This window comes from Streptomyces sp. NPDC001020, from assembly GCF_053599115.1.
Genome location: NZ_JBSFLQ010000001.1, coordinates 356,027 through 380,556 on the forward strand (window position 1 = coordinate 356,027; position 24,530 = coordinate 380,556).

General features: G+C 70.1%; 19 protein-coding genes. 9 read left to right on the forward strand and 10 right to left on the reverse strand.

Features of this window, described 5'->3' with window-relative positions:
• Positions 1-34 precede the first annotated feature (34 nt).
• From ACWDEX_RS01575 to speB, 4 genes are all read right to left on the reverse strand, one after another.
• On the reverse strand, positions 35-424 hold the full coding sequence (locus tag ACWDEX_RS01575; protein WP_450461084.1) for a hypothetical protein: 390 nt from the start codon (positions 422-424) through the stop codon (positions 35-37).
• Positions 425-530: 106 nt separating this feature from the next.
• Complete coding sequence (locus ACWDEX_RS01580) at positions 531-4,274, reverse strand: ABC transporter ATP-binding protein (protein ID WP_450461085.1); 3,744 nt, start codon at positions 4,272-4,274, stop codon at positions 531-533.
• 150 nt (positions 4,275-4,424) lie between these two features.
• A complete protein-coding gene (locus ACWDEX_RS01585) occupies positions 4,425-5,381 on the reverse strand; it encodes a serine hydrolase (RefSeq protein WP_450461115.1) in 957 nt (318 codons plus the stop codon).
• A 354-nt stretch (positions 5,382-5,735) separates the two neighbouring features.
• Positions 5,736-6,737, reverse strand: coding sequence for an agmatinase (gene speB, locus ACWDEX_RS01590; RefSeq protein WP_450461086.1), 1,002 nt, complete (start codon positions 6,735-6,737; stop codon positions 5,736-5,738).
• Between the two features lie 222 nt (positions 6,738-6,959).
• Here speB and ACWDEX_RS01595 point away from each other — a divergent pair, with 222 nt between their 5' ends.
• Positions 6,960-7,757 carry a phosphatase gene (locus ACWDEX_RS01595; RefSeq protein ID WP_450461087.1) on the forward strand — a complete coding sequence of 266 codons (798 nt, stop codon included), beginning with the start codon at positions 6,960-6,962 and terminating at the stop codon, positions 7,755-7,757.
• A 16-nt stretch (positions 7,758-7,773) separates the two neighbouring features.
• Here ACWDEX_RS01595 and ACWDEX_RS01600 read toward each other — a convergent pair whose 3' ends face one another.
• The 3 genes from ACWDEX_RS01600 to ACWDEX_RS01610 all read right to left on the reverse strand — a co-directional run bounded on the left by ACWDEX_RS01600 (position 7,774) and on the right by ACWDEX_RS01610 (position 10,589).
• Entirely contained in the window at positions 7,774-8,655 is an 882-nt protein-coding gene (locus tag ACWDEX_RS01600) for an acyl-CoA thioesterase (protein WP_450461088.1), read from the reverse strand.
• 34 nt (positions 8,656-8,689) lie between these two features.
• On the reverse strand, positions 8,690-9,847 hold the full coding sequence (locus ACWDEX_RS01605; protein ID WP_450461089.1) for an acyl-CoA dehydrogenase family protein: 1,158 nt from the start codon (positions 9,845-9,847) through the stop codon (positions 8,690-8,692).
• A gap of 130 nt (positions 9,848-9,977) precedes the next feature.
• Positions 9,978-10,589, reverse strand: a complete 612-nt coding sequence (locus tag ACWDEX_RS01610) for an SACE_7040 family transcriptional regulator (protein ID WP_450461090.1) — start codon at positions 10,587-10,589, stop codon at positions 9,978-9,980.
• A gap of 87 nt (positions 10,590-10,676) precedes the next feature.
• Here ACWDEX_RS01610 and ACWDEX_RS01615 point away from each other — a divergent pair, with 87 nt between their 5' ends.
• The 5 genes from ACWDEX_RS01615 (at position 10,677) to ACWDEX_RS01635 (ending at position 17,727) form a co-directional block, all read left to right on the forward strand.
• A complete protein-coding gene (locus ACWDEX_RS01615; protein ID WP_450461091.1) occupies positions 10,677-12,293 on the forward strand; it encodes a carboxyl transferase domain-containing protein in 1,617 nt (538 codons plus the stop codon).
• A 10-nt stretch (positions 12,294-12,303) separates the two neighbouring features.
• Positions 12,304-14,400 (forward strand): acetyl/propionyl/methylcrotonyl-CoA carboxylase subunit alpha, encoded by a 2,097-nt coding sequence (locus ACWDEX_RS01620; protein WP_450461092.1) that lies wholly within the window; start codon positions 12,304-12,306, stop codon positions 14,398-14,400.
• The gene (locus tag ACWDEX_RS01625; protein ID WP_450461093.1) at positions 14,397-15,335 is read left to right on the forward strand and encodes a hydroxymethylglutaryl-CoA lyase; all 939 of its coding nucleotides are present in this window, start codon (positions 14,397-14,399) and stop codon (positions 15,333-15,335) included. Before ACWDEX_RS01620 ends, ACWDEX_RS01625 begins: the two co-directional genes overlap by 4 nt.
• A gap of 5 nt (positions 15,336-15,340) precedes the next feature.
• Positions 15,341-16,501: an acyl-CoA dehydrogenase family protein gene (locus tag ACWDEX_RS01630; protein ID WP_450461094.1), complete on the forward strand. Its 1,161-nt coding sequence runs from the start codon at positions 15,341-15,343 to the stop codon at positions 16,499-16,501.
• 188 nt (positions 16,502-16,689) lie between these two features.
• Complete coding sequence (locus tag ACWDEX_RS01635; protein ID WP_450461095.1) at positions 16,690-17,727, forward strand: ABC transporter substrate-binding protein; 1,038 nt, start codon at positions 16,690-16,692, stop codon at positions 17,725-17,727.
• 99 nt (positions 17,728-17,826) lie between these two features.
• Here the strand turns inward: ACWDEX_RS01635 and ACWDEX_RS01640 are convergent, their stop codons facing one another.
• A complete protein-coding gene (locus ACWDEX_RS01640; RefSeq protein WP_450461096.1) occupies positions 17,827-19,416 on the reverse strand; it encodes a beta-N-acetylhexosaminidase in 1,590 nt (529 codons plus the stop codon).
• A 95-nt stretch (positions 19,417-19,511) separates the two neighbouring features.
• Between ACWDEX_RS01640 and ACWDEX_RS01645 the strand changes: the two genes are divergently transcribed.
• The 3 genes from ACWDEX_RS01645 to glmS all read left to right on the forward strand — a co-directional run bounded on the left by ACWDEX_RS01645 (position 19,512) and on the right by glmS (position 22,666).
• A complete protein-coding gene (locus tag ACWDEX_RS01645) occupies positions 19,512-20,396 on the forward strand; it encodes a DUF4429 domain-containing protein (protein ID WP_450461097.1) in 885 nt (294 codons plus the stop codon).
• A 140-nt stretch (positions 20,397-20,536) separates the two neighbouring features.
• Positions 20,537-20,794 carry a hypothetical protein gene (locus ACWDEX_RS01650; protein ID WP_450461116.1) on the forward strand — a complete coding sequence of 86 codons (258 nt, stop codon included), beginning with the start codon at positions 20,537-20,539 and terminating at the stop codon, positions 20,792-20,794.
• A 54-nt stretch (positions 20,795-20,848) separates the two neighbouring features.
• On the forward strand, positions 20,849-22,666 hold the full coding sequence (gene glmS / locus ACWDEX_RS01655; RefSeq protein ID WP_450461098.1) for a glutamine--fructose-6-phosphate transaminase (isomerizing): 1,818 nt from the start codon (positions 20,849-20,851) through the stop codon (positions 22,664-22,666).
• A gap of 124 nt (positions 22,667-22,790) precedes the next feature.
• On the opposite strand, the gene ACWDEX_RS01660 is transcribed toward glmS, so the two are convergent.
• Together ACWDEX_RS01660 and ACWDEX_RS01665 are read right to left on the reverse strand one after the other, a co-directional pair.
• On the reverse strand, positions 22,791-22,937 hold the full coding sequence (locus tag ACWDEX_RS01660) for a hypothetical protein (protein ID WP_450461099.1): 147 nt from the start codon (positions 22,935-22,937) through the stop codon (positions 22,791-22,793).
• A 258-nt stretch (positions 22,938-23,195) separates the two neighbouring features.
• The gene (locus tag ACWDEX_RS01665; protein ID WP_450461100.1) at positions 23,196-24,419 is read right to left on the reverse strand and encodes a transposase; all 1,224 of its coding nucleotides are present in this window, start codon (positions 24,417-24,419) and stop codon (positions 23,196-23,198) included.
• Positions 24,420-24,530 lie beyond the last annotated feature (111 nt).

The following is a 24,530-nucleotide window of genomic DNA, read 5'->3' on the forward strand; positions in this document are numbered from 1 at the left end:
CGCGAAGAAGGTCCCTGGATCTTCCGGCGGCCCGTCAGCACATGATCCAGCCCGAGTCGACCGACCCCGACCCCACCGATCCACGGACCCGTACGCAGCGATGCCCGGCGTGTACGGTCACCGGCCCGGCGTGACGCTTGTACCGTCCCTTGTCCACCACGGGGCGGCTGCCGCGCCCCTGCACACTGACCGACATCGGCCTGGGGGAGGAAGTCTTCTTCGCGACGGTCACCGCGCACACGTAGCTGTCGCGCTTGTAGACCAACACGGAGCCGGTCGAGAACGGGAGTGTGCGGACCTTCCGTCCGGGGCAGTAGCCGGTCGCCGCCTCGGCGTGCCCGGGGCTCGCCACCGCGAGCAGCCCGGACACCGTCAGCACGGCCAGGCCCGTTGCCAGGCGCCGACATATCCCACGGCTGTCCACTCTTGTCCCTCCCCGACCCCCGGCGTACTGATGTACGACGCGTGGCGTACGCCGGCGGTTGCATCGGACCGCCGGAACACCAGGGCGACGCGGAGGATCTGCGGCATCACACCGACGAGCCGACGGGTTCCTCCGGCTCCGGCGCGCCCACGAAGGTCCGCCACAGCCGTGCGTACCTGCCGCCCCGTGCCAGCAGTTCCTCGTGCGTGCCGTCCTCGGCGACCCGGCCGTGATCCATTACCACGACCCGGTCCGCGCGGGCGGCCGTGGTCAGGCGGTGGGCGACGACCAGCGTCGTGCGGCGGCCGGCGAGGCGGTCCGTCGCCTGGTTGACCTGCGCCTCGGTGGCCAGGTCGAGCGCGGCGGTCGCCTCGTCGAGCAACAGGATGTCGGGGTCGACCAGTTCCGCGCGGGCCAGGGCGATGAGCTGTCGCTGCCCGGCGGACAGGTTGCGTCCGCGTTCGGCGACCTCGTGCAGATAACCGCCCTCAAGACCGGCGATCATCTCGTGCGCGCCGACCGCCCGCGCCGCGGCCTCCACCTCGGCGTCGGTTGCGTCCGCGCGCCCGTAGGCGATGGCGTCCCGGACGGTTCCCGCGAACAGGTACGCCTCCTGCGGGACGACACCGAGCCGGTGCCGGTACGAGGTCAGGTCGAGGGACCGCACATCGGTGCCGTCGACCAGCACCCGGCCGCGTGTCGGGTCGTAGAACCGGGCGACCAGCTTCACCAGCGTCGACTTGCCCGCCCCCGTCTCGCCGACGAAGGCGACGGTCTGCCCGGCGGGGATCCTCAGGTCGACTCCGCTGAGTGCCTCCTCGTCGTCGCCGTACGCGAAGCCGACGTCCTCGAAGGTGATCTCCCCGCGCAGCGACGGCACCTCGAGCGGCTCGTCGGCCGCCTTCGTGCTGGTCGGCTCCCGGAGCAGTTCCTGGATGCGGCCCAGCGACACCGTGGCCTGCTGGTATCCGTCGAAGACCTGCGAAAGCTGCTGCACCGGCGCGAAGAACAGGTCGATGTACAGCAGATAGGCGACCAGCGCACCGGTCGTCAGCGTTCCCGCCTCCACCCGGTGCGCGCCCACGACCAGGACGGCCGCCGCGGCCACCGAGGACAGCAACTGGACGAAGGGGAAGTACACGGAGATCAGCCACTGGCCGCGGATGCGTGCCCGGCGGTAGCTGTCGCTGCCCGCCGCGAACCTGCGCCCGCCGTCCTGCTCGCGCCGGAAGGCCTGCAGGATCCGCAGCCCGGACACCGACTCCTGGAGGTCCGCGTTGACCGCCGACACCCGCTCCCGGGCGAGTTCGTACGCCTTCACGCTCGCCTTGCGGAAGAAGACGGTCGCCACGATCAGCGGCGGCAGCGTGGCGAACACGACGAGCGCGAGCTGTAGGTCGATCACCAGCAGCGCGGCCATGATGCCGAAGAAGGTGACGGCGGAGACGAAGGCGGTGACGAGGCCGGTCTGCAGGAACGTCGACAGCGCGTCGACGTCGGTCGTCATCCGGGTCATGATCCGGCCGGTCAGCTCCCGCTCGTAGTAGTCGAGCCCGAGCCGCTGGAGCTGCGCGAAGATCTTCAGCCGGAGGGAGTAGAGGACGCGTTCGCCGGTCCGTCCCGTCATACGCGTCTCGCCGACCTGTGCCGTCCACTGGACGAGGACGACGAGCAGCGCGAGCAGGGACGCGGCCCAGACCGCGCCGAGGGCCATCCGGGAGACGCCCTGGTCGATGCCGTGCCGGATCAGGATGGGCAGCAGCAGGCTCATGCCCGCGTCGACGGCGACGAGGGCGAGACTGGCGAGCAGAGGCAGGCCGAAACCGCGCAGCAGCCGGGTGAGGCCGTACGAATCCTCCGGCCGGACCGCGCGCGCCTCGTCGATGCCGGGGGTGTCGGTGGCGGGGGGCAGCTTCTCGACCTGGGCGAGCAGCTCGGGGGTCGCCGGGGTCCCGGTCAGCGCGTGGTCCTTGGGCTCGCGGTCGCCGGTCCACAGGTGCGGGGTGACCCCGCGCTCTGCGTCGAACTCGGCGTCCAGCTCCTCCCGGACGGTGGTGTCCTCCTGTGACGCGGCAGGCAGGGCGTGGCCCGGGGAGACGCCGCCGAGTTCGTCCGGGTCGGTGAGCAGCCGCCGGTACAGGACGGAGCGTTCCTGGAGTTCCTCGTGGGTGCCGATGTCGGCGAGGCGGCCGGCGTCGAGGACGGCGATGCGGTCGGCGAGGTTGAGCGTCGAGCGCCGGTGGGCGATCAACAGGGTGGTGCGCCCCTCCATGACGTGCTTCAGCGCCTCGTGGATCTCGTGCTCGACCTGGGCGTCCACCGCCGAGGTGGCGTCGTCGAGGACCAGCAGCCGGGGGTCGGTGAGGATCGCGCGGGCCAGCGCGATGCGCTGACGCTGGCCGCCGGAAAGGGTGAGGCCGTGCTCGCCGACCTTGGTGGCGTACCCGTCGGGCAGTTCCGCGATGAAACGGTCGGCCTGCGCGGCGCGGGCGGCGCGTTCGATCTGCTCGTCACTCGCGTCGGGGCGGCCGTAGGCGATGTTGTCGCGGACCGTTTCGGAGAAGAGGAAGGAGTCCTCGGGGACCAGTCCGATCGCGGCGCGCAGCGACGGGAGGGTCAGCTCGCGCACGTCGTGGCCGCCGACGAGGACGGCGCCGTGCGTGACGTCGTAGAAGCGGGGCAGCAGGAGCGAGACGGTCGACTTGCCGGAGCCGGAGGAGCCCACGACGGCCAGGGTCTCGCCGGGGCGGATCTCGAAGGAGAGCCCGTCGAGGACCGGGGTCCTCTTCTTCGAGGTGCTCTCGTACCCGAAGGAGACGTCGTCGAACTCGACGGTCGCGGGAGCGTCGGCGGGCAGGTCTTTGGTGCCGCTCTGCAGCGACGGCTCGGTGTCGATCAGCTCCAGTACACGCTCGGCGCCCGCGCGGGCCTGCTGGCCGACGGTGAGGACCACGGCGAGCATGCGCACCGGGCCGACGAGCTGGGCGAGGTAGGAGGAGAAGGCGACGAACGTGCCGAGCGTGATGTGCCCGCGCACCGCGAGCCAGCCGCCGAGCGCGAGCATGGCGACCTGACCGAGGGCGGGCACGGCCTGGAGGGCGGGGGTGAAGCGGGCGTTCATCCGGATGGTGCGCAGCCGTCCGGCGAAGAGCCGCCGCCCGACCTCGCGGAGCTTCCCGGTCTCCTGCTCCTCCTGCCCGAAGCCCTTGACCACGCGGACGCCGCTGACGGCACCGTCCACCACGCCCGCCACGGCGGCGGCCTGGGCCTGTGCGTACCAGGTGGCCGGGTGCAGCTTGGAGCGGCTGCGTCGGGCGATGAACCACAGGGCGGGCGCGACGGCCAGCGCGACCAGCGTCAGCGGCAGCGACAGCCACGCCATGACCACCAGCGAGACCAGGAACAGCAGAACGTTCCCGATGGTCATCGGGAGCATGAAGAGCAGGCCCTGGATGAGCTGGAGGTCGCTGGTGGCCCGGCCGATGACCTGCCCGGTGGACAGCTCGTCCTGGCGCCGCCCGTCGAGCCGGGTGATCGTCCCGTACATCTCCGTGCGCAGGTCGTGCTGGACGTCGAGGGCGAGCCGGCCGCCGTAGTAGCGCCGGATGTAGGTGAGGACGTAGACGACGACCGCCGCGCCGACCAGGGCGCCCGCCCAGGGCGCCATGGAACGGCTGTGGTTCCCGATGACATCGTCGATGATCACCTTGGTGATCAGCGGGACGAAGGCCATGACGGCCATGCCGCCGAGGGAGGACCCGAGCGCGAGGACGACGTCCTTCCGGTACCGCCAGGCGTATCCCGCGAGCCGGTACGCCCAGCCGCGTTTCTCCCCCTCGTGCGCTGCCACGCCGGTCCCTTCCTGCCGTGCCGATCTTCCCGTCACTCACCAACACGGGCGGGAGCGGATTTCATCCCTCGGCGACGACCCGGGGCGGGGCACGGCGGACGGACCGCGGCCGGGCTCCCCGTGGATCACGGGGAGCCCGGCCGGGCCGGGTCAGTTCTCGGGGACCGCCGGGAGGGTCTCCTGTGGTGTGTTCTCGGGGACCTCCGGGACCACTTCCTGCGGCGTGCTCGTGGGCACGTACGCGGTCATGGTGGCGGTCTTCGGCACCAGGTCCTTGTGGATGGCCTTGGCCACGTTCTGGATGGTGGTGACGCCGTAGTTCATGGTGCTGTTGCCATGGGTGAGCACGGTGATCATGTAGTCGTGCCCTGCGCCCTTGAACGTGCCGACGCTGTGCACGCGCCAGCCGTGCGTGGAACGCGGCAGCCAGCCGTTCTTGACGTGCACGGAGACGCCGGAGGGCGCACCGGCCGGGGTTCCCCAGCGCTGCGAGGAGATGACCTTCCCCATCAGCTTCTGGATGTAGTCGCGGGAGTTGTCGCTCAGTACGGAGTTCTTGGCCGTGATGAGCTTGAGCAGCTTCTGCTCGTCCTGCACGGTGATCTGGGTCAGCCCCCAGTAGCCGCCCGCGCCCGGCTTGGTCTGGGTCATCCCGGCGGCGGTGAGAAAGCCCTTGATCTTCGTCAGACCCAACTGCTTCCACAGCGTGCTGGTCGCATTGTTGTCCGACTTGGTGATCATCGCCGTGGTGAGGCTGACCTCGCGGCTCGTCAGATAACGGTTGTGCTTCTTGGCGTCCCACAGCAGGGTGGCGAGCACGGTGACCTTGACCACGCTGGCCGAGTCGAAGGCGCTGGTGCTGCGCAGCGAGCAGGTGGTGTTGGTGGAGCGGTCGTAGAGGCCGACCGCGACGGTCCCCTTGCGGGTGGCGAGGGCCGCGGTGATGTCCTTCTTCAGTTTGGCGGCCAGACCCGCCTTGCCCGATGTGCAGCTCACGGTCGGCGCCGTGGCGGCAGCGGCGGGCGTGGCGGCGGCCACGAGCGGTATGAGCATCCCGGCGCCGAGCCCGGCCGCGAGCACACGGGCACGTCGAGATGTCCGGGACATGCCGGTCATCCGGTTGGTCATGGAGGTTCCCCATCCCCTTGCTTCTGCAAAAGACGCGCCCCCGGGCGCGCCCGTGCTCTTTTGACTCGCGGGGATGACCGAAAGTTGTACGGCACACACGCCGAGAGGAACGAGTGGAGCACGAGACCGGCAACGACCAGGGCGGCCGGCTTCCTGGCGGCCTGGCTCGAAGACGTCTTCTGACGCTGTTTCGGTTCCCACACCCGGAAACGCGCCGGCACGCGCGGCCCGCTTCCGCCGCCCGCACGGCGGCCCGTCCTCCCGGAGGAGGACGGGCCGTCCGTCAGGTGAGGCACCCGACCATCCAGCGGCGTGGTCCGGCCCACGCAGCGGTCACTGGCCCTCCTTCTCCCCACGAGCCGCCGCGATCTGACGGGACATGATGGTCGTCAGCTCGTACGCCGTGTGGGACGCGGCCACGGACGTGATCTCCGCGTGGTCGTAGGCGGGCGCCACCTCGACGACGTCCGCGGAGACCAGGTTGCAGGACGCGAGGCCGCGCAGGATCTCCAGGAGTTCGCGCGAGGTCATGCCGCCGGCCTCGGGCGTGCCGGTGCCGGGGGCGTGCGCCGGGTCCAGACAGTCGATGTCGATGGAGATGTACAGCGGGCGATCGCCTATGCGCTGGCGCAGTTGGTCGGCGATCTCGTCCGCGCCGCGCCGGTAGACGTCGGCGGACGTGACGATGCCGAAGCCCATCTTCTCGTCGTCGGTGAGGTCCCGCTTGCCGTACAGCGGGCCACGGGTGCCGACGTGGGAGAGCGCGGAGGTGTCGAGGATGCCCTCCTCGACGGCACGGCGGAAGGGGGTGCCGTGGGTGTACTCGGCGCCGAAGTACGTGTCCCAGGTGTCGAGATGGGCGTCGAAGTGGAGCAGCGCGACCGGGCCGTGCTTCTTCGCCACCGAGCGCAGCAGCGGCAGCGCGATGGTGTGGTCGCCACCGAGCGTCATCAGGCGGGCGCCCGTGCCGAGCAGGTCGTCGGCGGCGGCCTCGATGGTCTCCACGGCCTCGTTGATGTTGAACGGGTTCACGGCGATGTCGCCGCCGTCCGCGACCTGCGCGAGCGCGAACGGGGAGGCGTCCTGGGCCGGGTTGTAGGGGCGCAGCAGGCGGGAGGCCTCGCGGATCGCGTTGCCGCCGAAGCGGGCGCCGGGACGGTAGGAGACTCCCGAGTCGAACGGCACGCCGACCACCGTGACGTCGGCGGTGCCGACCTCGTCGAGGCGGGGCAGCCGGGCGAAGGTCGCGGGACCCGCGTACCGCGGAACGCGTGACGAGTCGACAGGGCCACGCGGCCCATTGCCGCCTGCTGCGGAGTTCTCGGTGCTGCTCATCGTCGGGCTCCTCCAAGTCATACGTTTTCATTCCGGTGTTACGGGCCCCTTACCGGCCCGCCTGGTCGGCGACCCAGCCGAAGTACCTGGCTGGAAGCGCCGCTGAAGTGTACGTTTCCCCTCAAACAGCGGGCAGAGCCGGCGGTCCGGCGCTCCCGCCACCGGGTGATGCGCCGCCACGGCCCGGGACACCGGACGGACCGCGACGGCAGAATGGGTGCCATGCCGATACCCGGGATGCCCAGCCGCGCCGAGCTCGTCGACCACCTCGTACGGACCCGTATCGCGGGCCATGTCGCCACCCCCCGCGAGAACAACCTCTCCCACTACCGGGCGCTCGCGAACGGCGACCGCAACTACTGGCTCGGCCTGGAACTCGGCGACCGCTGGAGCGACGAGCAGGACGTCCTCGCGGTCATGGCGGAGCGCTGCGGCGTCAACGACGACCCCGAGCACCGCTACGGCCAGGACACCATCGACCCGGAACTGACGGTCGACGCCGTGGAACGCCTCGCGGCCCGGCTGCGCAAGGCCGCCGACGGGGAACAGCGCGTCCTGTTCGCCACCGGCCACCCCGGCGGGCTCCTCGACGTCCACCGTGCCACCGCCGCGGCTCTGCGCGCCGCCGGCTGCGAGATCGTCGTCATCCCGGACGGGCTGGGGACCGACGAGGGGTATGTGATGCAGTTCGCCGATGTCGCCGTCCTGGAGCACGGCGCCACTCTCTGGCACACCCACTCCCCCGAGCCGATGCGCGCGATCCTGAAGGGCCTTCAGGCCGAGGGCCGCCCGCTGCCCGACCTCGTCGTCGCCGACCACGGCTGGGCGGGCTGCGCGGGCCAGCTCGGCGTCGACTCCGTCGGGTACGCCGACTGCAACGACCCGGCGCTCTTCCTCGCCGAGGCGGAGGGCACCGTCCAGGTGACGGTCCCCCTCGACGACCACGTCGCAAGCCCTCGCTACTACGACCCGATGACGGCGTATCTGCTGGGCCAGGCCGGCCTGACGGCCGCCGACTGAGGCCGGCGGAGGGCCGTCACCGCGGGACGCGGACCACACCCTCCTGGATCACCGATATCGCGAGCCGGCCGTCCCGGGTGTGGATACGGGCCTGCCCGAGCCCGCGTCCGCCGTACGCCGACGGGGACTCCTGGTCGTACAGGAGCCACTCGTCGGCCCGGAACGGGCGGTGGAACCACATCGCGTGGTCCAGCGACGCCCCGACGACGTCGCCGACGGCCCAGCCGCCGCGCCCGTGCGCGAGCAGGATCGAGTCGAGGAGCGTCATGTCGGAGACGTACGTGGCGAGGACGACGTGCAGCAGCGGGTCGTCCGCGTACTCGTCGAGCTTGCCGTTCGTCCGGAACCACACCTGGGAGCGCGGCTCGCGGACCGTTCCGGCGGTGGCGAACGGCGGCTCGTCCACGTACCGCAGGTCGACGGCCGCGCGGGCCTCGAGGAGTCGCTCCAGGACATGGGGACCGTCGAAGACGTCCGCGTAGCGCGGCAGCAGTTCCTCGCCCGCGGGCAGCGTCTCCGGGTCCGGCGCGGGCGGCATCGGGGCCTGGTGGTCCAGGCCCTCCTCGTACGTCTGGAAGGACGCCGAGAGATGGAAGATCGGCTGCCCGTGCTGGACCGCGACCACCCGGCGGGTGGTGAAGGAGCGGCCGTCCCGGATGCGGTCGACCGTGTAGACGATCGGGGCGCCCGGGTCACCGGGACGCAGGAAATAGGCGTGGAGGGAGTGGGCGTGCCGGTCCTCGGGGACCGTCCGCCCGGCGGCGACCAGTGCCTGGGCCGCCACCTGTCCACCGAAGACGCGGGGGACGACGGAGGGCCTGGACTGGCCGCGGAAGATGTCCTGCTCGATCCGCTCCAGGTCGAGCAGATCGAGCAGGGACTGAAGTGCCTTACTCATGGCGTCGGTTGACGAGACCGTCCGGTCGCGGGGCTTACAGCCCCATGTCCTTGGCGATGATCGACTTCATGATCTCGCTGGTGCCGCCGTAGATGCGGTTGACGCGGTTGTCGGCGTACAGGCGGGCGATCGGGTACTCGTTCATGAAGCCGTAGCCGCCGTGGAGCTGGAGGCAGCGGTCGATGACGCGGTGCGCGACCTCGGTGCAGAACAGCTTGGCGGAGGCGGCCTCGGCGGCGGTCAGCTCACCGGCGTCGAGGGCCTCGGTGGCGCGGTCGACGACGGCCTCGGCGGCGTCCACCTCGGCCTGGCAGGCGGCCAGCTCGAACTTGGTGTTCTGGAAGGACGCGACGGGCTTGCCGAAGACGGTGCGCTCCTGGACGTACTCCTTGGCGAACCGGACGGCGGCCTTGGCCTGCGCGTAGGCGCCGAAGGCGATGCCCCAGCGCTCGGAGGCGAGGTTGTGGCCGAGGTAGGAGAAGCCCTTGTTCTCCTCGCCGAGCAGGTCCTCGACCGGCACCTTGACGTCGACGAACGCCAGCTCGGCGGTGTCCGAGACGCGCAGACCGAGCTTGTCGAGCTTGCGGCCGATGGAGTAGCCCTCGGCCTTGGTGTCGACCACGAAGAGGGAGATGCCGTGGCGGCGGTCCTCGGTGGTGGGCGCGGCGGTGCGGGCGCAGACGATCATGCGGTCGGCGTGCACGCCGCCGGTGATGAAGGTCTTGGCGCCGTTGAGGACGTAGTACGTGCCGTCCTCGGAGAGCTTGGCGGTGGTCTTCATGCCCGCGAGGTCGGAGCCGGTGCCCGGCTCGGTCATCGCGATGCCCCACATCTCCTCGCCGGAGACGAACTTCGGCAGGTAGCGCTTCTTCTGCTCGTCGGTGCCGAGCAGCTTGATGTACGGCAGGCCGAGCAGCGTGTGCACGTTGGAGCCGCCGAAGGTGACACCGGCGCGGGCGGTCTCCTCGTAGACGATGGCCTCGAACTTGTGGGTGTCCAGGCCGGCGCCGTCGAACTCCTCGGGGACGTTGATGCCGAAGAGGCCCAGCTCGGCGAGCTGGTAGTAGAACTCGCGCGGGGCCTGGCCGGCGGCGAACCACTCGTCGTACACCGGTACGACCTCGGCCTCGATGAAGGCGCGCAGGGTCTCCCGGAACGCCTCGTGATCCTCGTTGAACACCGTACGGCGCACCGCCGCCACCTCCACCTCGGTCTGTCTAAGCGCTTGCTCAGACTGCACCGTACCGGCGGGTAAGGACGATCGTCCAGAGCTCCCGGCCCGTAACGCTCGTCACGCTCCCGGAGCAGCCCGCCCGCTCGACTCAGGCCTTACCGGCCGCGGCGAAGGCCCCCCTGGCCATCCGGTGCAGGAGCGTCGCCGTCGCCTCCCGGCCCGGCAGGGGGGAGCCCGGGCGGCCCAGGTGCGGGGTCGAGTTCAGCAGGCCGAACACCGAGTGCACCGCCGAGCGCGCGGTCGGCTCGGCCAGCTCCGGGTACACCTCGCGGACGATCCCCACCCACAGTTCGACGTACTGCCGCTGCAACTGCCGCACCAGCTTGCGGTCGCTGTCCCGGAGGCGGTCGAGCTCCCGGTCGTGCAGGGTGATCAGGGGACGGTCGTCGAGCGCGAAGTCGATGTGCCCCTCGATCAGCGAGTCGAGGACCTCCCCGGGGTCCCGTCCCGCGAGGGACCCGTCGGCCTCGGCGACCCGCCGCCTGGCCCCGGTCAGCAGCTGCCCGCTGATCCCCACGAGCAGCTCGGCGAGCATCGCGTCCTTGCCCGCGAAGTGCCGGTACAGACCGGGTCCGCTGATGCCGACCGCGGCTCCTATCTCGTCGACCCCGACGCCGTGGAAGCCGCGCTCGGCGAACAGCCGCGCGGCCTCCTTGAGGATCTGCTCGCGACGGGTGGGGCCGTCGGTTCTGGTGGCCATGGAATCGATTCTAGACAGGGAGGTTAGCGGTCGTTAACCTGAAGGAAAATGCGTTAACGCTCATTAACAAGGTGAGGGGATCGCAGGATGCAGGAGGCACCGGAGCTGACGAGCGCGGCAGAGCCCGCGTCGGAGGCCTGGCAAGCCAACGAGGAGGCGCACCGCGCCCTCGTCGAGGAGCTGCGCGGCAAGCTCGCCACGGCTCGGCTGGGCGGCGGTGAGAAGGCCCGTGCACGTCACACCGCGCGCGGCAAGCTGCTGCCGCGCGACCGCGTGGACACCCTGCTGGACGCGGGGTCGCCCTTCCTGGAGCTGGCGCCCCTCGCCGCCGACGGGATGTACGACGGACAGGCCCCGGCCGCCGGAGTGATCGCCGGGATCGGGCGGATCAGTGGCCGCGAGTGCGTGATCGTCGCCAACGACGCCACGGTCAAGGGCGGCACGTACTACCCGATGACGGTGAAGAAGCACCTGAGGGCGCAGGAGGTGGCCCTGGAGAACCGCCTCCCCTGTGTCTACCTCGTCGACTCCGGGGGCGCCTTCCTGCCCCTGCAGGACGAGGTCTTCCCCGACCGCGAGCACTTCGGGCGGATCTTCTACAACCAGGCGCGGATGTCCGGCGCCGGCATCCCGCAGATCGCCGCCGTCCTCGGCTCCTGCACGGCGGGCGGGGCGTATGTCCCGGCGATGAGCGACGAGGCGGTGATCGTGCGCAACCAGGGCACGATCTTCCTGGGCGGCCCGCCGTTGGTGAAGGCGGCCACCGGCGAGGTGGTCAGTGCCGAGGACCTGGGCGGCGGCGAGGTCCACTCCCGCGTGTCGGGCGTGACGGACCATCTCGCGGAGGACGACGCGCACGCCCTGCGGATCGTACGGACCATCGTCTCGACGCTCCCCGCCCGCAGGCCGCTGCCCTGGGAGGTCGTCCCGTCCATCGAGCCGAAGGCGGACCCGTCCGGGCTGTACGGCGCGGTGCCGGTCGACTCCCGCACCCCCTACGACGTACGCGAGGTCATCGCGCGCGTCGTGGACGGTTCGCGCTTCGCCGAGTTCAAGGCGGAGTTCGGGCAGACACTCGTCACCGGCTTCGCCCGTATCCACGGCCACCCCGTCGGGATCGTCGCCAACAACGGCATTCTGTTCTCCGAGTCGGCCCAGAAGGGCGCCCACTTCATCGAGCTGTGCGACCAGCGCGGCATCCCCCTGGTGTTCCTGCAGAACATCTCCGGGTTCATGGTGGGGCGCGACTACGAGGCGGGCGGCATCGCCAAGCACGGCGCCAAGATGGTGACCGCCGTGGCCTGCACCCGCGTGCCGAAGCTCACGGTGGTGATCGGCGGCTCGTTCGGCGCGGGCAACTACTCGATGTGCGGCCGTGCGTATTCGCCGCGCTTCCTGTGGATGTGGCCGAACGCCAAGATCTCGGTGATGGGCGGCGAGCAGGCCGCTTCGGTCCTCGCGACCGTCAAGCGCGACCAGTCGGAGGCCCGCGGGGAGTCCTGGCCCGTGGAGGAGGAAGAGGCGTTCAAGGCCCCGATCCGCGCGCAGTACGAGCGCCAGGGGAACGCCTACTACGCGACGGCCCGCCTCTGGGACGACGGTGTGATCGACCCGCTGGAGACCCGGCAGGTGCTGGGCCTGGCCCTGACCGCGTGCGCCAATGCGCCCCTGGGTGACCCCCAGTTCGGCGTCTTCCGGATGTAAGGGGGAGTCCATGTTCGACACGGTGCTTGTGGCCAACCGGGGCGAGATCGCCGTACGCGTCATCCGCACGCTGCGGTCCATGGGCGTGCACTCGGTCGCCGTCTTCTCCGACGCCGACGCGGACGCCCGGCACGTCCGGGAGGCCGACACGGCAGTACGGATCGGTCCCGCGCCGGCGGCCGAGAGCTATCTCTCGGTGGAGCGGCTGCTCGACGCGGCGGCACGAACCGGCGCCCAGGCGGTGCACCCGGGGTACGGCTTCCTCGCCGAGAACGCCGGGTTCGCGCGCGCGTGCCAGGAGGCCGGACTGGTCTTCATCGGGCCGCCAGCGGACGCCATCGCGCTCATGGGCGACAAGATCCGCGCCAAGGAGACGGTGAAGGTGGCCGGGGTCCCGGTCGTCCCCGGATCGAACGGCAGCGGGCTCAGCGACGCGCAACTGGCCGACGCCGCCCGCGAGATCGGGATGCCGGTGCTGCTGAAGCCGAGCGCGGGCGGCGGCGGCAAGGGCATGCGGCTGGTGCGGGACGCCTCGGTCCTCGCCGACGAGATCGCGGCCGCCCGCCGCGAGGCCCGCGCCGCCTTCGGTGACGACACGCTTCTCGTCGAGCGCTGGATCGACCGCCCCCGCCACATCGAGATCCAGGTCCTGGCCGACGCCCACGGCAACGTGGTGCACCTGGGCGAGCGCGAGTGCTCCCTGCAGCGCCGTCACCAAAAGCTCATCGAGGAGGCGCCGAGCGTGCTCCTCGACGAGGCCACGCGCGCGGCGATGGGCGAGGCGGCGGTCCAGGCGGCCCGCTCGTGCGGGTACCAGGGCGCGGGCACGGTGGAGTTCATCGTGCCCGGCTCAGACCCGTCGTCGTACTTCTTCATGGAGATGAACACCCGCCTCCAGGTGGAGCACCCGGTCACCGAGCTGGCCGTATCCATCGGTGCGGCCGGCGCCGCGGACGGCCTGGACCTGGTGGAGTGGCAGCTGCGGGTGGCGGCGGGCGAGCGGCTGTCCTTCGGGCAGCAGGACGTCACTCTCACCGGGCACGCGATCGAGGCCCGTATCTGCGCCGAGACCGTGTCCGCCAAGGAGGGTGCCCGTGGCTTCCTCCCGTCCGGCGGCACGGTGCTGTCGCTGCACGAGCCGCAGGGCGAGGGAGTGCGCACCGACTCCGGCCTGTCCGAGGGCACCGAGGTCGGCAGCCTCTACGACCCCATGCTGTCGAAGGTCATCGCCTACGGCCCCGACCGCGCGACCGCGCTGCGAAGGCTCCGGGCGGCTCTCGCTCGAACCGTCACCCTGGGCGTGCAGACCAACGCCGGTTTCCTGCGCCGTCTGCTGGCCCATCCGGCGGTCGTGGCCGGCGAGTTGGACACCGGACTGGTGGAGCGGGAGATGGACGGCCTCATCCCGGCTCAGGTGCCGGAAGAGGTCTACGCGGCGGCGGCGCTGCTGCGCCAGGCCGCCCTCGACACCCAGGAGCAGGGCTGGGTCGATCCGTTCTCGGTGCCCGACGGCTGGCGCCTCGGCGGTGAACGCGCCTGGACGGCGCACCACCTGCGGGTGCCGGGCCACGACCCGGTGACCGTCCGCGTGCGCGGCACGGCGGACGGCGCCGTCGAGGTGCTGTTCGACGACAAGGAGCCCCTGCGCGTTCCCTCGAGTGCCGCACGGGAATCCCGGTTCACCTTCACGCTCGATGGTGTCGCCCACACCTTCGACACCTTCGCCGACCTGCCGACGGGCACCTGGCTGGGCCGTGACGGCGACGCCTGGCAGGTGCGCGACCACGACCCGGTCGCCGCGTCGCTGGCCGGTGCCGCCCATGCCGGCGCCGACTCGCTGACCGCGCCCATGCCCGGCACGGTGACCGTCGTGAAGGTGGCCGTCGGCGACGAGGTGGCCGCCGGGCAGAGCCTGTTGGTGGTCGAGGCGATGAAGATGGAGCACGTCATCTCCGCCCCGCACGCCGGGATCGTCGCCGAACTCGACGTCACCCCCGGCACGACGGTCGCCATGGACCAGGTGCTGGCCGTACTCACGGCGCACGACGACGGCCATGACGGCCATGACGGCCATGACGGTCACGTGAACACGGAGGTGCAGGAATGACCGCTCGGGAACTGCCCATGGTCGTACCGGCCCAGGACCTGCCCGCGCGGGTCAGGATCCATGAGGTCGGCCCGCGCGACGGCCTGCAGAACGAGAAGCGCACGGTACCGACCCAGGTGAAGGCGGACTTCATCCGCCGGCTCGCCGACGCGGGCCTGACCACCATCGAGGCCACGAGCTTCGTCCACCCCAAGTGGGTGCCCCAGCTCGCCGACGCGGAGCAACTGTTCCCGCTCGTCGCCGACCTGCCGGTGGAGCTTCCGGTCCTCGTGCCGAACGAACGGGGCCTGGACCGCGCGCTCGCACTGGGCGCCCGCCGGATCGCCGTCTTCGCCAGCGCCACCGAGTCCTTCGCCAAGGCCAACCTCAACCGCACGGTGGACGAGGCCCTGGGGATGTTCGCACCGGTGGTCGAGCGCGCGAAGGACCGGAAGGCGCACGTCCGCGGCTATGTCTCCATGTGCTTCGGCGACCCCTGGGAGGGCGCCGTCCCGATCCATCAGGTCGTCCGCGTCTGCAAGGCACTCATGGACATGGGCTGCGACGAGCTGAGCCTGGGCGACACGATCGGCGTGGCGACTCCGGGCCATGTCCTGGACCTGCTGTCCGAGCTGAACGAGGAGGGCGTGCCCACCAGCGCGCTCGGCGTGCACTTCCACGACACCTACGGCCAGGCCCTCGCCAACACCCTGGCCGCGCTCCAGCACGGAGTGACGACCGTCGACTCCTCCGCCGGCGGCCTCGGCGGCTGCCCGTACGCCAAGTCCGCCACCGGCAATCTCGCCACCGAGGACCTTGTGTGGATGCTCCACGGCCTCGGCATCGACACCGGGGTCGACCTCGGCCGGCTCACCGCCGCCAGCGTGTGGATGGCCGCGCACCTGGACCGACCCAGCCCCTCCCGTACCGTCCGAGCCCTCGCCCACAAGGAGTGACCCCCATGGACCACCGCCTCTCCCCCGAGCTGGAGGAACTCCGGCGCACGGTCGAGGAGTTCGCCCACGACGTCGTGGCGCCCAAGATCGGCGATTTCTACGAGCGCCATGAGTTCCCGTACGAGATCGTCCGCGACATGGGCCGCATGGGCCTGTTCGGGCTGCCGTTCCCGGAGGAGTACGGCGGCATGGGCGGCGACTACCTGGCGCTGGGCATCGCGCTGGAGGAACTGGCGCGCGTCGACTCGTCCGTCGCCATCACCCTCGAAGCCGGCGTCTCCCTGGGCGCGATGCCGATTCACCTCTTCGGTACGGAGGAGCAGAAGCGTGAGTGGCTGCCGCGTCTGTGCTCCGGCGAGATACTCGGCGCCTTCGGTCTGACGGAGCCGGACGCCGGCTCGGACGCGGGCGGGACCCGTACGACGGCCCACCTGGACCCGGAGACGAACGAATGGGTGATCAACGGCACCAAGTGCTTCATCACCAACTCGGGCACGGACATCACGGGCCTGGTGACGGTGACGGCGGTGACCGGCCGCAAGCCGGACGGACGGCCGCGGATCTCCTCCATCATCGTCCCGTCCGGCACCCCCGGCTTCACCGTGGCGGCCCCGTACTCCAAGGTCGGCTGGAACGCGTCGGACACCCGTGAACTGTCCTTCTCGGACGTCCGCGTCCCCGCGGCGAACCTGCTGGGCGAGGAGGGCCGTGGCTACGCCCAGTTCCTCCGCATCCTGGACGAGGGCCGCATCGCCATCGCGGCGCTGGCGACGGGTCTGGCGCAGGGCTGCGTGGACGAGTCGGTGAAGTACGCGAAGGAGCGTCGCACCTTCGGCCGGAACATCGGCGCGTACCAGGCCATCCAGTTCAAGATCGCCGACATGGAGATGAAGGCGTACACGGCCCGTCTGGCCTGGCGTGACGCCGCCTCCCGGATGGTCGCGGGTGAGCCCTTCAAGAAGGAAGCGGCCCTGGCCAAGCTCTACTCGTCCACGGTCGCGGTCGACAACGCCCGCGAGGCCACCCAGGTCCACGGCGGCTACGGCTTCATGAACGAGTACCCGGTGGCCCGCATGTGGCGCGACTCCAAGATCCTGGAGATCGGGGAGGGCACGAGCGAGGTGCAGCGGATGCTGATCGCGCGGGAGTTGGGGCTTACGGACTGAGTCCGTACGAACATCATGCACACCCGAGGGTCCGCGCCTGGCGCGGACCCTCCTGTGTGAGCGGCGGTCTCACGCCGAGTACCGGCCCTCGTACGGCCCCACCCCTGGGGCGGTAACTAAGGTTAGGCTAACCTTCCTTCGGATTCATCCGGCGGACGCCCCGCCCTGTTCGAAGGCAGGCCACACCCATGTCCTACACCCGCGCCCCCCGCCCCACCCGCCGCGGCCTCCTCGCCGCCGGTGGCGCCCTCGGCCTCGGCGTCGCGCTCGCGGCCTGCGGTGACGGCAAGGCGACAAGCGGCGGCTCGGACAGCGCGGCGTCCGGGCCCTGGTCGTTCAAGGACGACCGGGGGCAGACCGCGAAGACGGACCGGGCCCCGTCGAGCATCGTCGCGTTCGTGGGCGTCGCCGCCGCGCTCCACGACTACGGGGTCGAGGTGAAGGGCGTCTTCGGGCCGACGAGGACCAAGGCCGGCAAGGCCGACGTCCAGGCCGGCGACCTCGACATCGACAAGCTCACGCTTCTCGGCAACGAGTGGGGCCAGTTCAGCATCGAGAAGTACGCGGCCCTCGCCCCCGACCTGCTCGTCACCACGATGTTCGACGACGCCGGAACCCTCTGGTACGTGCCCGAGGAGTCGAAGAAGAAGATCCTCGCCGTGGGTGCCCCGAGTGTCGGGATCTCCGTCTACGACCGCCCGATGACCGAGCCGTTGCAGCGCATGTTCCAACTCGCGAAGCGGCTCGGCGCGGACACCTCGTCCGCGAAGATCACCCGTGCGAAGAAGCGGTTCGAGGACGCCGCGGCCCGGCTGCGCACCGCCGCCAGGACCAACCCCGGTATCAAGGTGCTGGTCGGCTCCGCCAGCCAGGACGTCTTCTACGTCTCCGGCTCCAACCTCTCGATCGACCTCGAGTACTTCAGGTCGCTCGGCGTGAACCTCGTCGAGCCCTCCGCCTCCGCCCTCAGGGCCAGCGGCGGCTGGTACGAGAACCTGAGCTGGGAGAACGTCGACAAGTACCGGGCCGACGTCATCATGATGGACAACCGCTCCTCGGCCATCCAGCCCGCCGACATCACCGAGGCGACCTGGAAGAAGCTCCCCGCCGTCAAGGCCGGCCAGGTCATCGCCCGTACCACCGAACCCATCCTGTCGTATGACAAGTGCGCCCCGCTGCTCGAAGACCTCGCCAAGGCGATCGAGACGGCGAAGAAGGTCAGCTGACGCGTCCTCGGCCACCGCGTCAGGGCCCTCCCGTACGCGGCCCTTCCCGGGACGGGCGGGCACCCCGGTGTACGGTCCACCGGGGTGCGCGTCGTGCGCCTACGGCGTCGACCAGGGAACCTGCGGCGAACGGTAGTACCCGATCCCCAGTGCCTCCCACCGCGGCGCCTGCGCCGCGAGCCGCACCTTGTACGTGTCCCAGTCATGGGTGGCGGCCGGCGACCAGCCCAGCTCGGCCGCACCCGGCAGCCGGGGGAAGGCCATGTAGTCGATGTCCGCGTCCGTCACGAGCGTCTCCGACCACAGCGGCGCCTCGACCCCGCGGATCGCCGAGGCCGGCGCCCCTGGAAGGTAGGTGGCCGGGTCCCAGTCGTACGACCGCTGCACCTCGACCAGGCCCGCCCAGGCCAGCCCGAGCGGGGTGTCCTTGGTGTACTTCATGTCGAGGTAGACCCGGTCGGCCGGGGACAGGATCAGCCCTGTGCCGTTCCGCGCGGCGTTCGCGACCTGGGCCTTCTCCGCGGCCCCGGTGTTGTCGAGCCCCCAGTACTGGGCCAGCGCGCCCTCGACCGGATGCGCCCCGGTCAGCTGGTGCCAACCGATCACCGTCTTGCCGTACTTGGCGACGACGGGCTGCACCCGGTCCATGAAGGCCACGTAGTCGTCGTGGCTCGTGGAGTGCGCCTCGTCGCCGCCGATGTGGAGGTAGCGGCCCGGTGTGATCGCGGCCAGCTCACGGATGACGTCGTCCACGAAGTCGTACGTCACCTGCTTGGGCACGCACAGCGAGCTGAACCCGACCTTGGTGCCGGTGTAGAGCGGGGGCGCGACGCCGTCGCAGTTCAGTTCGGCGTACGAGGCGAGGGCGGCGTTGGTGTGACCCGGCATGTCGATCTCGGGGACCACCTCCAGATAGCGGGACGCCGCGTAGCGGATGATCTCCTGGTAGTCGGCCTTCGTGTAGTAGCCGCCCTTGCCGCCGCCGACCTGGGTCGAACCGCCGTACGTGGCAAGGCGCGGCCAGGAGTCGATGGCGATGCGCCAGCCCTGGTCGTCACTCAGGTGCAGATGCAGGGTGTTGACCTTGTAGAGCGCGAGCGCGTCGATGTAGCGCTTGACCTGCGCGACGGTGAAGAAGTGGCGGGAGACGTCGAGCATCGCGCCGCGGTAGGCGTAGCGCGGGGAGTCGTTGATGGTGCCGCCCGCCACCAGCCAGGGCCCTGGCTGCACGGTCTTCTTCTCGACGGCCGCGGGCAGAAGCTGACGCAGGGTCTGCACACCGTGGAAGAGGCCGGCGGACCTGTGGGCGGTGATGGTGACGCCCTGGGCTCCACTGTCGAGGCGATACCCCTCGGCACCGAACTGCTCCCCCTCGAGGCGCAGTTGGATGCCTCCGTCGCCGTGTGTGGTGACCGGCAGGCGGTAGCCGGTCGAGGGCCGCAGGATGTCCGCGAGGTACTCGCCGACCCGGCGGGCCTCACGCGAGTCGTCCACGCGTATGTGCGTCCCCCGGGTGATCTTGTACGGGGTTCCGCCCGCGTCGACCGAAGCGGGTGCCGGGATCACGCGGCTGAGCGGTGTGGCGGTGCGACCGGCCGCGGCGGGTGCCGCGCCGACGACGGAGAGACCGGCAGCCGCTACGAGCAGCAGCGTGCCGAGGAGGCGGGGCGTTCTGTGGTGCTGTCTCACATGCGCTCCCTTCCATGAGGCCCCACGGGCTTCTCCGGTTCGCGCCCGAAGGGTTTAGACCACCCTCTCGCAGAGCCGATGAAAGAATCACCCCCGTGACAGAAATCATCCAGAAGAACGGCACGTGGACCTTCGACGGCGAGACGCTCCGGCTGACCCCCGGACGCGACAAGGGCGTCGGACTGTTGCGCGGTGCTCTGGGTGAACTCACCGTTCCCTTGGACGCGTTGCGGGACATCTCGTTCGAACAGGGCAGGAAGAACGGGCGGTTGAGGCTGCGACTGCGCGACGGCGCCGACCCTCTGCTGCTGGCGACGGGCGGCCGGCTCGCCGAGTCCGACGACCCGTACCAACTGACGGTGGAGTCCGACCGCTACGGCGTCGCCCAGTACCTGGTGGACGAGGTCCGTAACGCGCTCCTGCTGGAGCAGGTGCCATCCGGCCCGGTCGACGCCTATCTGCTGCCGGGCCCCGCGGTTCCGCTGTCCGTGTCCGCCGGGGACGGCACGGCGAGCTTCGACGGCGAGCGTGTACGCCTGGAGTGGAACTGGAAGACGGAGGACTCGAAGGCGGCGGCGGGCGCCCGTTCGCTGGCTCTGGCCGACATCACGGCCGTGGAGTGGCAGCCGTCGGTCGGCCTGGAGAACGGCCACCTCCGCTTCACCGTGCGCGGCGTGGAGACCGGTGCGCAGCCGAAGTACGACCCCAACGCGGTGGAGTTGTGGGGCTTCAAGAAGGACCCGCTGATGGCGCTCGTCGCGGCGGCCGTGCAGGCCCGGCTGCCGCACCCGACGGCACCCGAGGCCCTCGCGCCACCGGTCAAGGAGCCTGCCGAGCCCGCACGGGAGCGCGCGGACATGGAGAGCGACCACGACGCCCTGCTGCGCCGACTGGGCGAACTGGGCGAGCTGCACCGGGCGGGCGTGCTGACGGACGAGGAGTTCACACTGGCCAAGCAGGCGGTCCTCAAGCGGTTGTGAGGGCCGCCCACCCAGGCAACGTGACGTAGAACACAGAGTGGACGGCATCAAACAAGAACTCATAGGAGGAACGACAGGCACCTGCCCGAAATCGGGCAGGATTCTTGCGATTCCGACGCCTGTACCTCAGGATCTACCGGGTGCACGACGAACTTGTTGATCATCTGACGCGGTCCACGACCCTCGGCCGAGGCGAGGCGCTGCGCGTGGTCCAGGAAGTGCTCGCCTACTTCGACGAGACGACCGAGGAGTTCGTCCGCCGCCGCCACCGCGAACTGCAGGCCCAGGGCCTGGTGAACGCGGCGATCTTCGAGCGGATCGAGGCGGACCTGAAGTACCGCGCGGTCGCACCGCCCGAGCTCACGCTCCGGCAGTTGCGCCGCATCGTCTACGGCTGAGATGCCGGGCGGACGCTCCATCACCATAGACACAAAAGGGACTCAAGGAAACATATGTGCGGAATCGTCGGATATATCGGTAAGCGTGATGTGGCGCCGCTGCTGCTTGAGGGCCTGCAGCGACTGGAGTACCGCGGCTACGACTCGGCGGGCATCGTCGTGACCTCCCCGAAGACGGCCGGCCTGAAGATGGTCAAGGCCAAGGGCCGGGTCCGCGACCTGGAGGCCAAGGTCCCCGCGCGCTTCAAGGGGACCACCGGCATCGCGCACACCCGTTGGGCCACCCACGGCGCCCCGTCCGACGTGAACGCCCACCCGCACATGTCGGCCGACAACAAGGTCGCCGTGGTGCACAACGGCATCATCGACAACGCCGCCGACCTCAGGAAGAAGCTGGAGGCGGACGGCGTCGAGTTCCTCTCCGAGACCGACACCGAGGTCCTCACCCACCTGGTCGCCCGCTCCCAGGCGGAGAGTCTGGAGGAGAAGGTCCGCCAGGCGCTGCGACTCGTCGAGGGCACGTACGGCATCGCCGTGATGCACGCCGACTTCACGGACCGCATCGTGGTGGCCCGCAACGGCTCCCCGGTCGTCCTCGGCATCGGCGAGAAGGAGATGTTCGTCGCCTCCGACGTCGCCGCGCTGGTCGCCCACACCCGCCAGATAGTCACCCTCGACGACGGTGAGATGGCCACGCTCAAGGCCGACGACTTCCGCACCTACACCACCGAGGGCACCCGGACGACGGCCGAGCCGACCACCGTGGAGTGGGAGTCCGAGTCGTATGACATGGGCGGCCACGACACGTACATGCACAAGGAGATCCACGAGCAGGCCGACGCCGTGGACCGTGTGCTGCGCGGCCGCATCGACGACCGGTTCTCGACCGTGCACCTCGGCGGCCTGAACCTCGACGCCCGCGAGGCACGCGCGGTGCGCCGGGTGAAGATCCTCGGCTGCGGCACCTCGTACCACGCGGGCATGATCGGTGCCCAGATGATCGAGGAGCTGGCCCGTATCCCCGCCGACGCGGAGCCGGCCTCGGAGTTCCGCTACCGCAACGCGGTCGTCGACCCGGACACGCTGTACGTCGCGGTCTCGCAGTCCGGCGAGACCTACGACGTGCTGGCGGCCGTCCAGGAGCTGAAGCGCAAGGGCGCGCGGGTGCTGGGCATCGTCAACGTCGTCGGCTCGGCGATCGCCCGCGAGGCGGACGGCGGCATGTACGTCCACGCGGGCCCCGAGGTGTGCGTGGTCTCGACCAAGTGCTTCACGAACACGACGGTCGCCTTCGCCCTGCTGGCCCTGCACCTGGGCCGCACCCGCGACCTCTCGGTGCGCGACGGCAAGCGGATCATCGAGGGCCTGCGGAGGCTGCCCGAGCAGATCTCCGAGATCCTCAAGCAGGAGGAGGAGATCAAGGAGCTGGCGGAGCAGTTCGCGGAAGCCCGCTCGATGCTCTTCATCGGGCGCGTGCGCGGCTACCCGGTGGCCCGTGAGGCCTCGCTCAAGCTCAAGGAGGTCTCCTACATCCACGCGGAGGCCTACCCGGCCTCCGAGCTCAAGCACGGCCCGCTGGCACTGATCGAGCCCGCCCTGCCGACGGTCGCGATCGTCCCGGACGACGACCTGCTGGAGAAGAACCGCGCGGCCCTGGAGGAGATCAAGGCCCGTAGCGGCAGGATCCTCGCGGTCGCCCACCAGCAGCAGGAGAAGGCCGACCACACGGTCGTCGTCCCGAAGAACGAGGACGAGCTGGACCCGATCCTCATGGGCATCCCGCTGCAACTCCTCGCGTACCACACCGCGCTGGCACTGGGCCGGGACATCGACAAGCCGCGCAACCTCGCCAAGTCGGTGACGGTGGAGTAGCCACTCCCCCGCCCCGGGCCCCGAACGAGCGAGCGACTCCCTTGTGCACCAGCACAAGGGAGTCGCCGCTTCACGGGAGTTGACGCGAGCCGGGGTCCCAGTAGTTCTCGCGGAAAAACCAACGCTAAGCAGTGATGGTCCAGTGTGGCGTGCGCGGGCCGGGGAGTTCGCCGTTGGGGAGGGCGGTGTAGTCGGCGTGCGCCTGCTCAACGGCTTCGGGGTACGCCTGCCGTTTGGCGTGCTCGGCGAGCGCCCGGTAGATGCTGGCCACCGAGGGGTTCTGTCCCTTGCGCTTTCCGGGTGGGGATGATCAGGTCGGGCTGGATCTGTTCCACGGACTCGCCGTGCGCGCGGCGCCGTAGCGCGGTGTGGAGCATGTCGTCGGTGATGACGGGCGGCCGGCCGCCGTACTTGGGGCGCCGTTAACGAGCGGCGAACCAGGTGACAAGTAACTCACTAGTAGCTTCCGGACTGAAAGTGGCCCCCTGCCGAGACGTGGCGAGGGGGCCGAGTGGTATGCCTTTTGCCTTCAGGCCACGGCTAGCTCCGGTTCTGGCTTGGGGTCGGGGTCGGTCGGGGTGGGGACCTCAAGTTGGAGGCGGCTGCCCATGTTCAGCCGGACTTCGCCGTAGGGCTGGATGTGCATCCAGAAGAGCGGGGTCAGAGCGCGTTTGTCCTCGTTGGTGAGGACGTCGGCCCATTCGGGGGCGGCGAGCATGTCCTGGATCATCAGGGTGTTCACGAAGACGAGCGCTGTTTGCAGGAGATGGAGCGCGAGAACGGACAGTTCTTGCTGGTCACGGCGATTTGAGGAGAGCTCACCACTCTTGCCGAAGAAGATGATGTCGTTGGCGCCGTTCCAGCCCTCGACGACGTTGAGGCCCTCCTGGATCTCGCGCTGGAGATCGCGGTCGCGCAGGTAGCGGGCGACGAAGATGGTCTTCTGGGCTCTACCGACCTCCAGCATGGCCTGGTAGACGGGGTGGGAGGCGGTGCGGGTGAAGCGCCGCAAGATAGCTTCCGTGGAGGCGGTGCCGACCCGGATCGCGGTCGCGTATTTGATGAGCTGGTCGTAGTTGTTCTCGATGACGTCCCAGCGGATCGGGCGGGTCATCGCGTCGCACAGGCGCTCGTAGGTGTCCTCGTCCTCGCGGCCGGGTCGGTAGAGCTTGACCTTGTTGATCTGTTTGATGCGCGGCAGGAGGTCGTAGCCCAGGAGCCTCGTCAGCCCAAAGCCGATTTCCGACTGGCCATGCGAATCGACGTAGTTGCCCTCGGCCTGCATGGTGGTGGCGTGCCGCATCATTCCCTCGATCGCCGCGGCGACCTCTGAGGCGGTGCAGTTCAGAAGCTGGCTGTGAATGGCCATCGATCCTTTTTCGATGTGCCAGTACACGAGGACGCCGCGGCCCCCGTACCGGGAGTGCCACTCGGTGAAGATGTTGCGGTCCCAGGCTTTGAAGTGCGTGGAGTCAGAGGCGACGGTGGTGGTGCCCTGTCCCCAGACGGCCTCGGAGCGCGCGGCGAAGGTGGCGTTGGCGATCTCGACACCGGCGGCCTTGAGACCGGCGGCGGTCAGGTAGCGGCGGGCGGTGTAGCGCAGGTCTTCCTCGCTGTGCCCGTGAGCGCCGGCGGCGACCGAGCTGATCCCGGAGTTGGTGCCGTACGCGTACGCGATCAACAGCAGGCGTTCCAGGAGCTTCGCCTCGTCGATGGCCTCCCGGGTGCCGATCGGGGCGAGGGCCTTGAGCATCCCGGACGAGCGGCCCCCCGAAGCTGGACGTCGACTTCGCCCCATTGCGCAAGCAGGACCCGACTGCGGCCGGCTTCGGCCAAGCTGCCTGAATACCCAAAGGACCCACAC

What these genes read in the sequence shown, in the direction of transcription:
- ACWDEX_RS01585 (WP_450461115.1), bottom strand. Translation starts at nt 5,381, where the DNA reads ATGTCCCGGACATCTCGACGTGCCCGTGTGCTCGCGGCCGGGCTCGGC.
- speB (WP_450461086.1), bottom strand. Translation starts at nt 6,737, where the DNA reads ATGAGCAGCACCGAGAACTCCGCAGCAGGCGGCAATGGGCCGCGTGGC.
- ACWDEX_RS01595 (WP_450461087.1), top strand. Translation starts at nt 6,960, where the DNA reads ATGCCGATACCCGGGATGCCCAGCCGCGCCGAGCTCGTCGACCACCTC.
- ACWDEX_RS01600 (WP_450461088.1), bottom strand. Translation starts at nt 8,655, where the DNA reads ATGAGTAAGGCACTTCAGTCCCTGCTCGATCTGCTCGACCTGGAGCGG.
- ACWDEX_RS01610 (WP_450461090.1), bottom strand. Translation starts at nt 10,589, where the DNA reads ATGGCCACCAGAACCGACGGCCCCACCCGTCGCGAGCAGATCCTCAAG.
- ACWDEX_RS01615 (WP_450461091.1), top strand. Translation starts at nt 10,677, where the DNA reads ATGCAGGAGGCACCGGAGCTGACGAGCGCGGCAGAGCCCGCGTCGGAG.
- ACWDEX_RS01620 (WP_450461092.1), top strand. Translation starts at nt 12,304, where the DNA reads ATGTTCGACACGGTGCTTGTGGCCAACCGGGGCGAGATCGCCGTACGC.
- ACWDEX_RS01625 (WP_450461093.1), top strand. Translation starts at nt 14,397, where the DNA reads ATGACCGCTCGGGAACTGCCCATGGTCGTACCGGCCCAGGACCTGCCC.
- ACWDEX_RS01630 (WP_450461094.1), top strand. Translation starts at nt 15,341, where the DNA reads ATGGACCACCGCCTCTCCCCCGAGCTGGAGGAACTCCGGCGCACGGTC.
- ACWDEX_RS01635 (WP_450461095.1), top strand. Translation starts at nt 16,690, where the DNA reads ATGTCCTACACCCGCGCCCCCCGCCCCACCCGCCGCGGCCTCCTCGCC.
- glmS (WP_450461098.1), top strand. Translation starts at nt 20,849, where the DNA reads ATGTGCGGAATCGTCGGATATATCGGTAAGCGTGATGTGGCGCCGCTG.
- ACWDEX_RS01665 (WP_450461100.1), bottom strand. Translation starts at nt 24,419, where the DNA reads ATGCTCAAGGCCCTCGCCCCGATCGGCACCCGGGAGGCCATCGACGAG.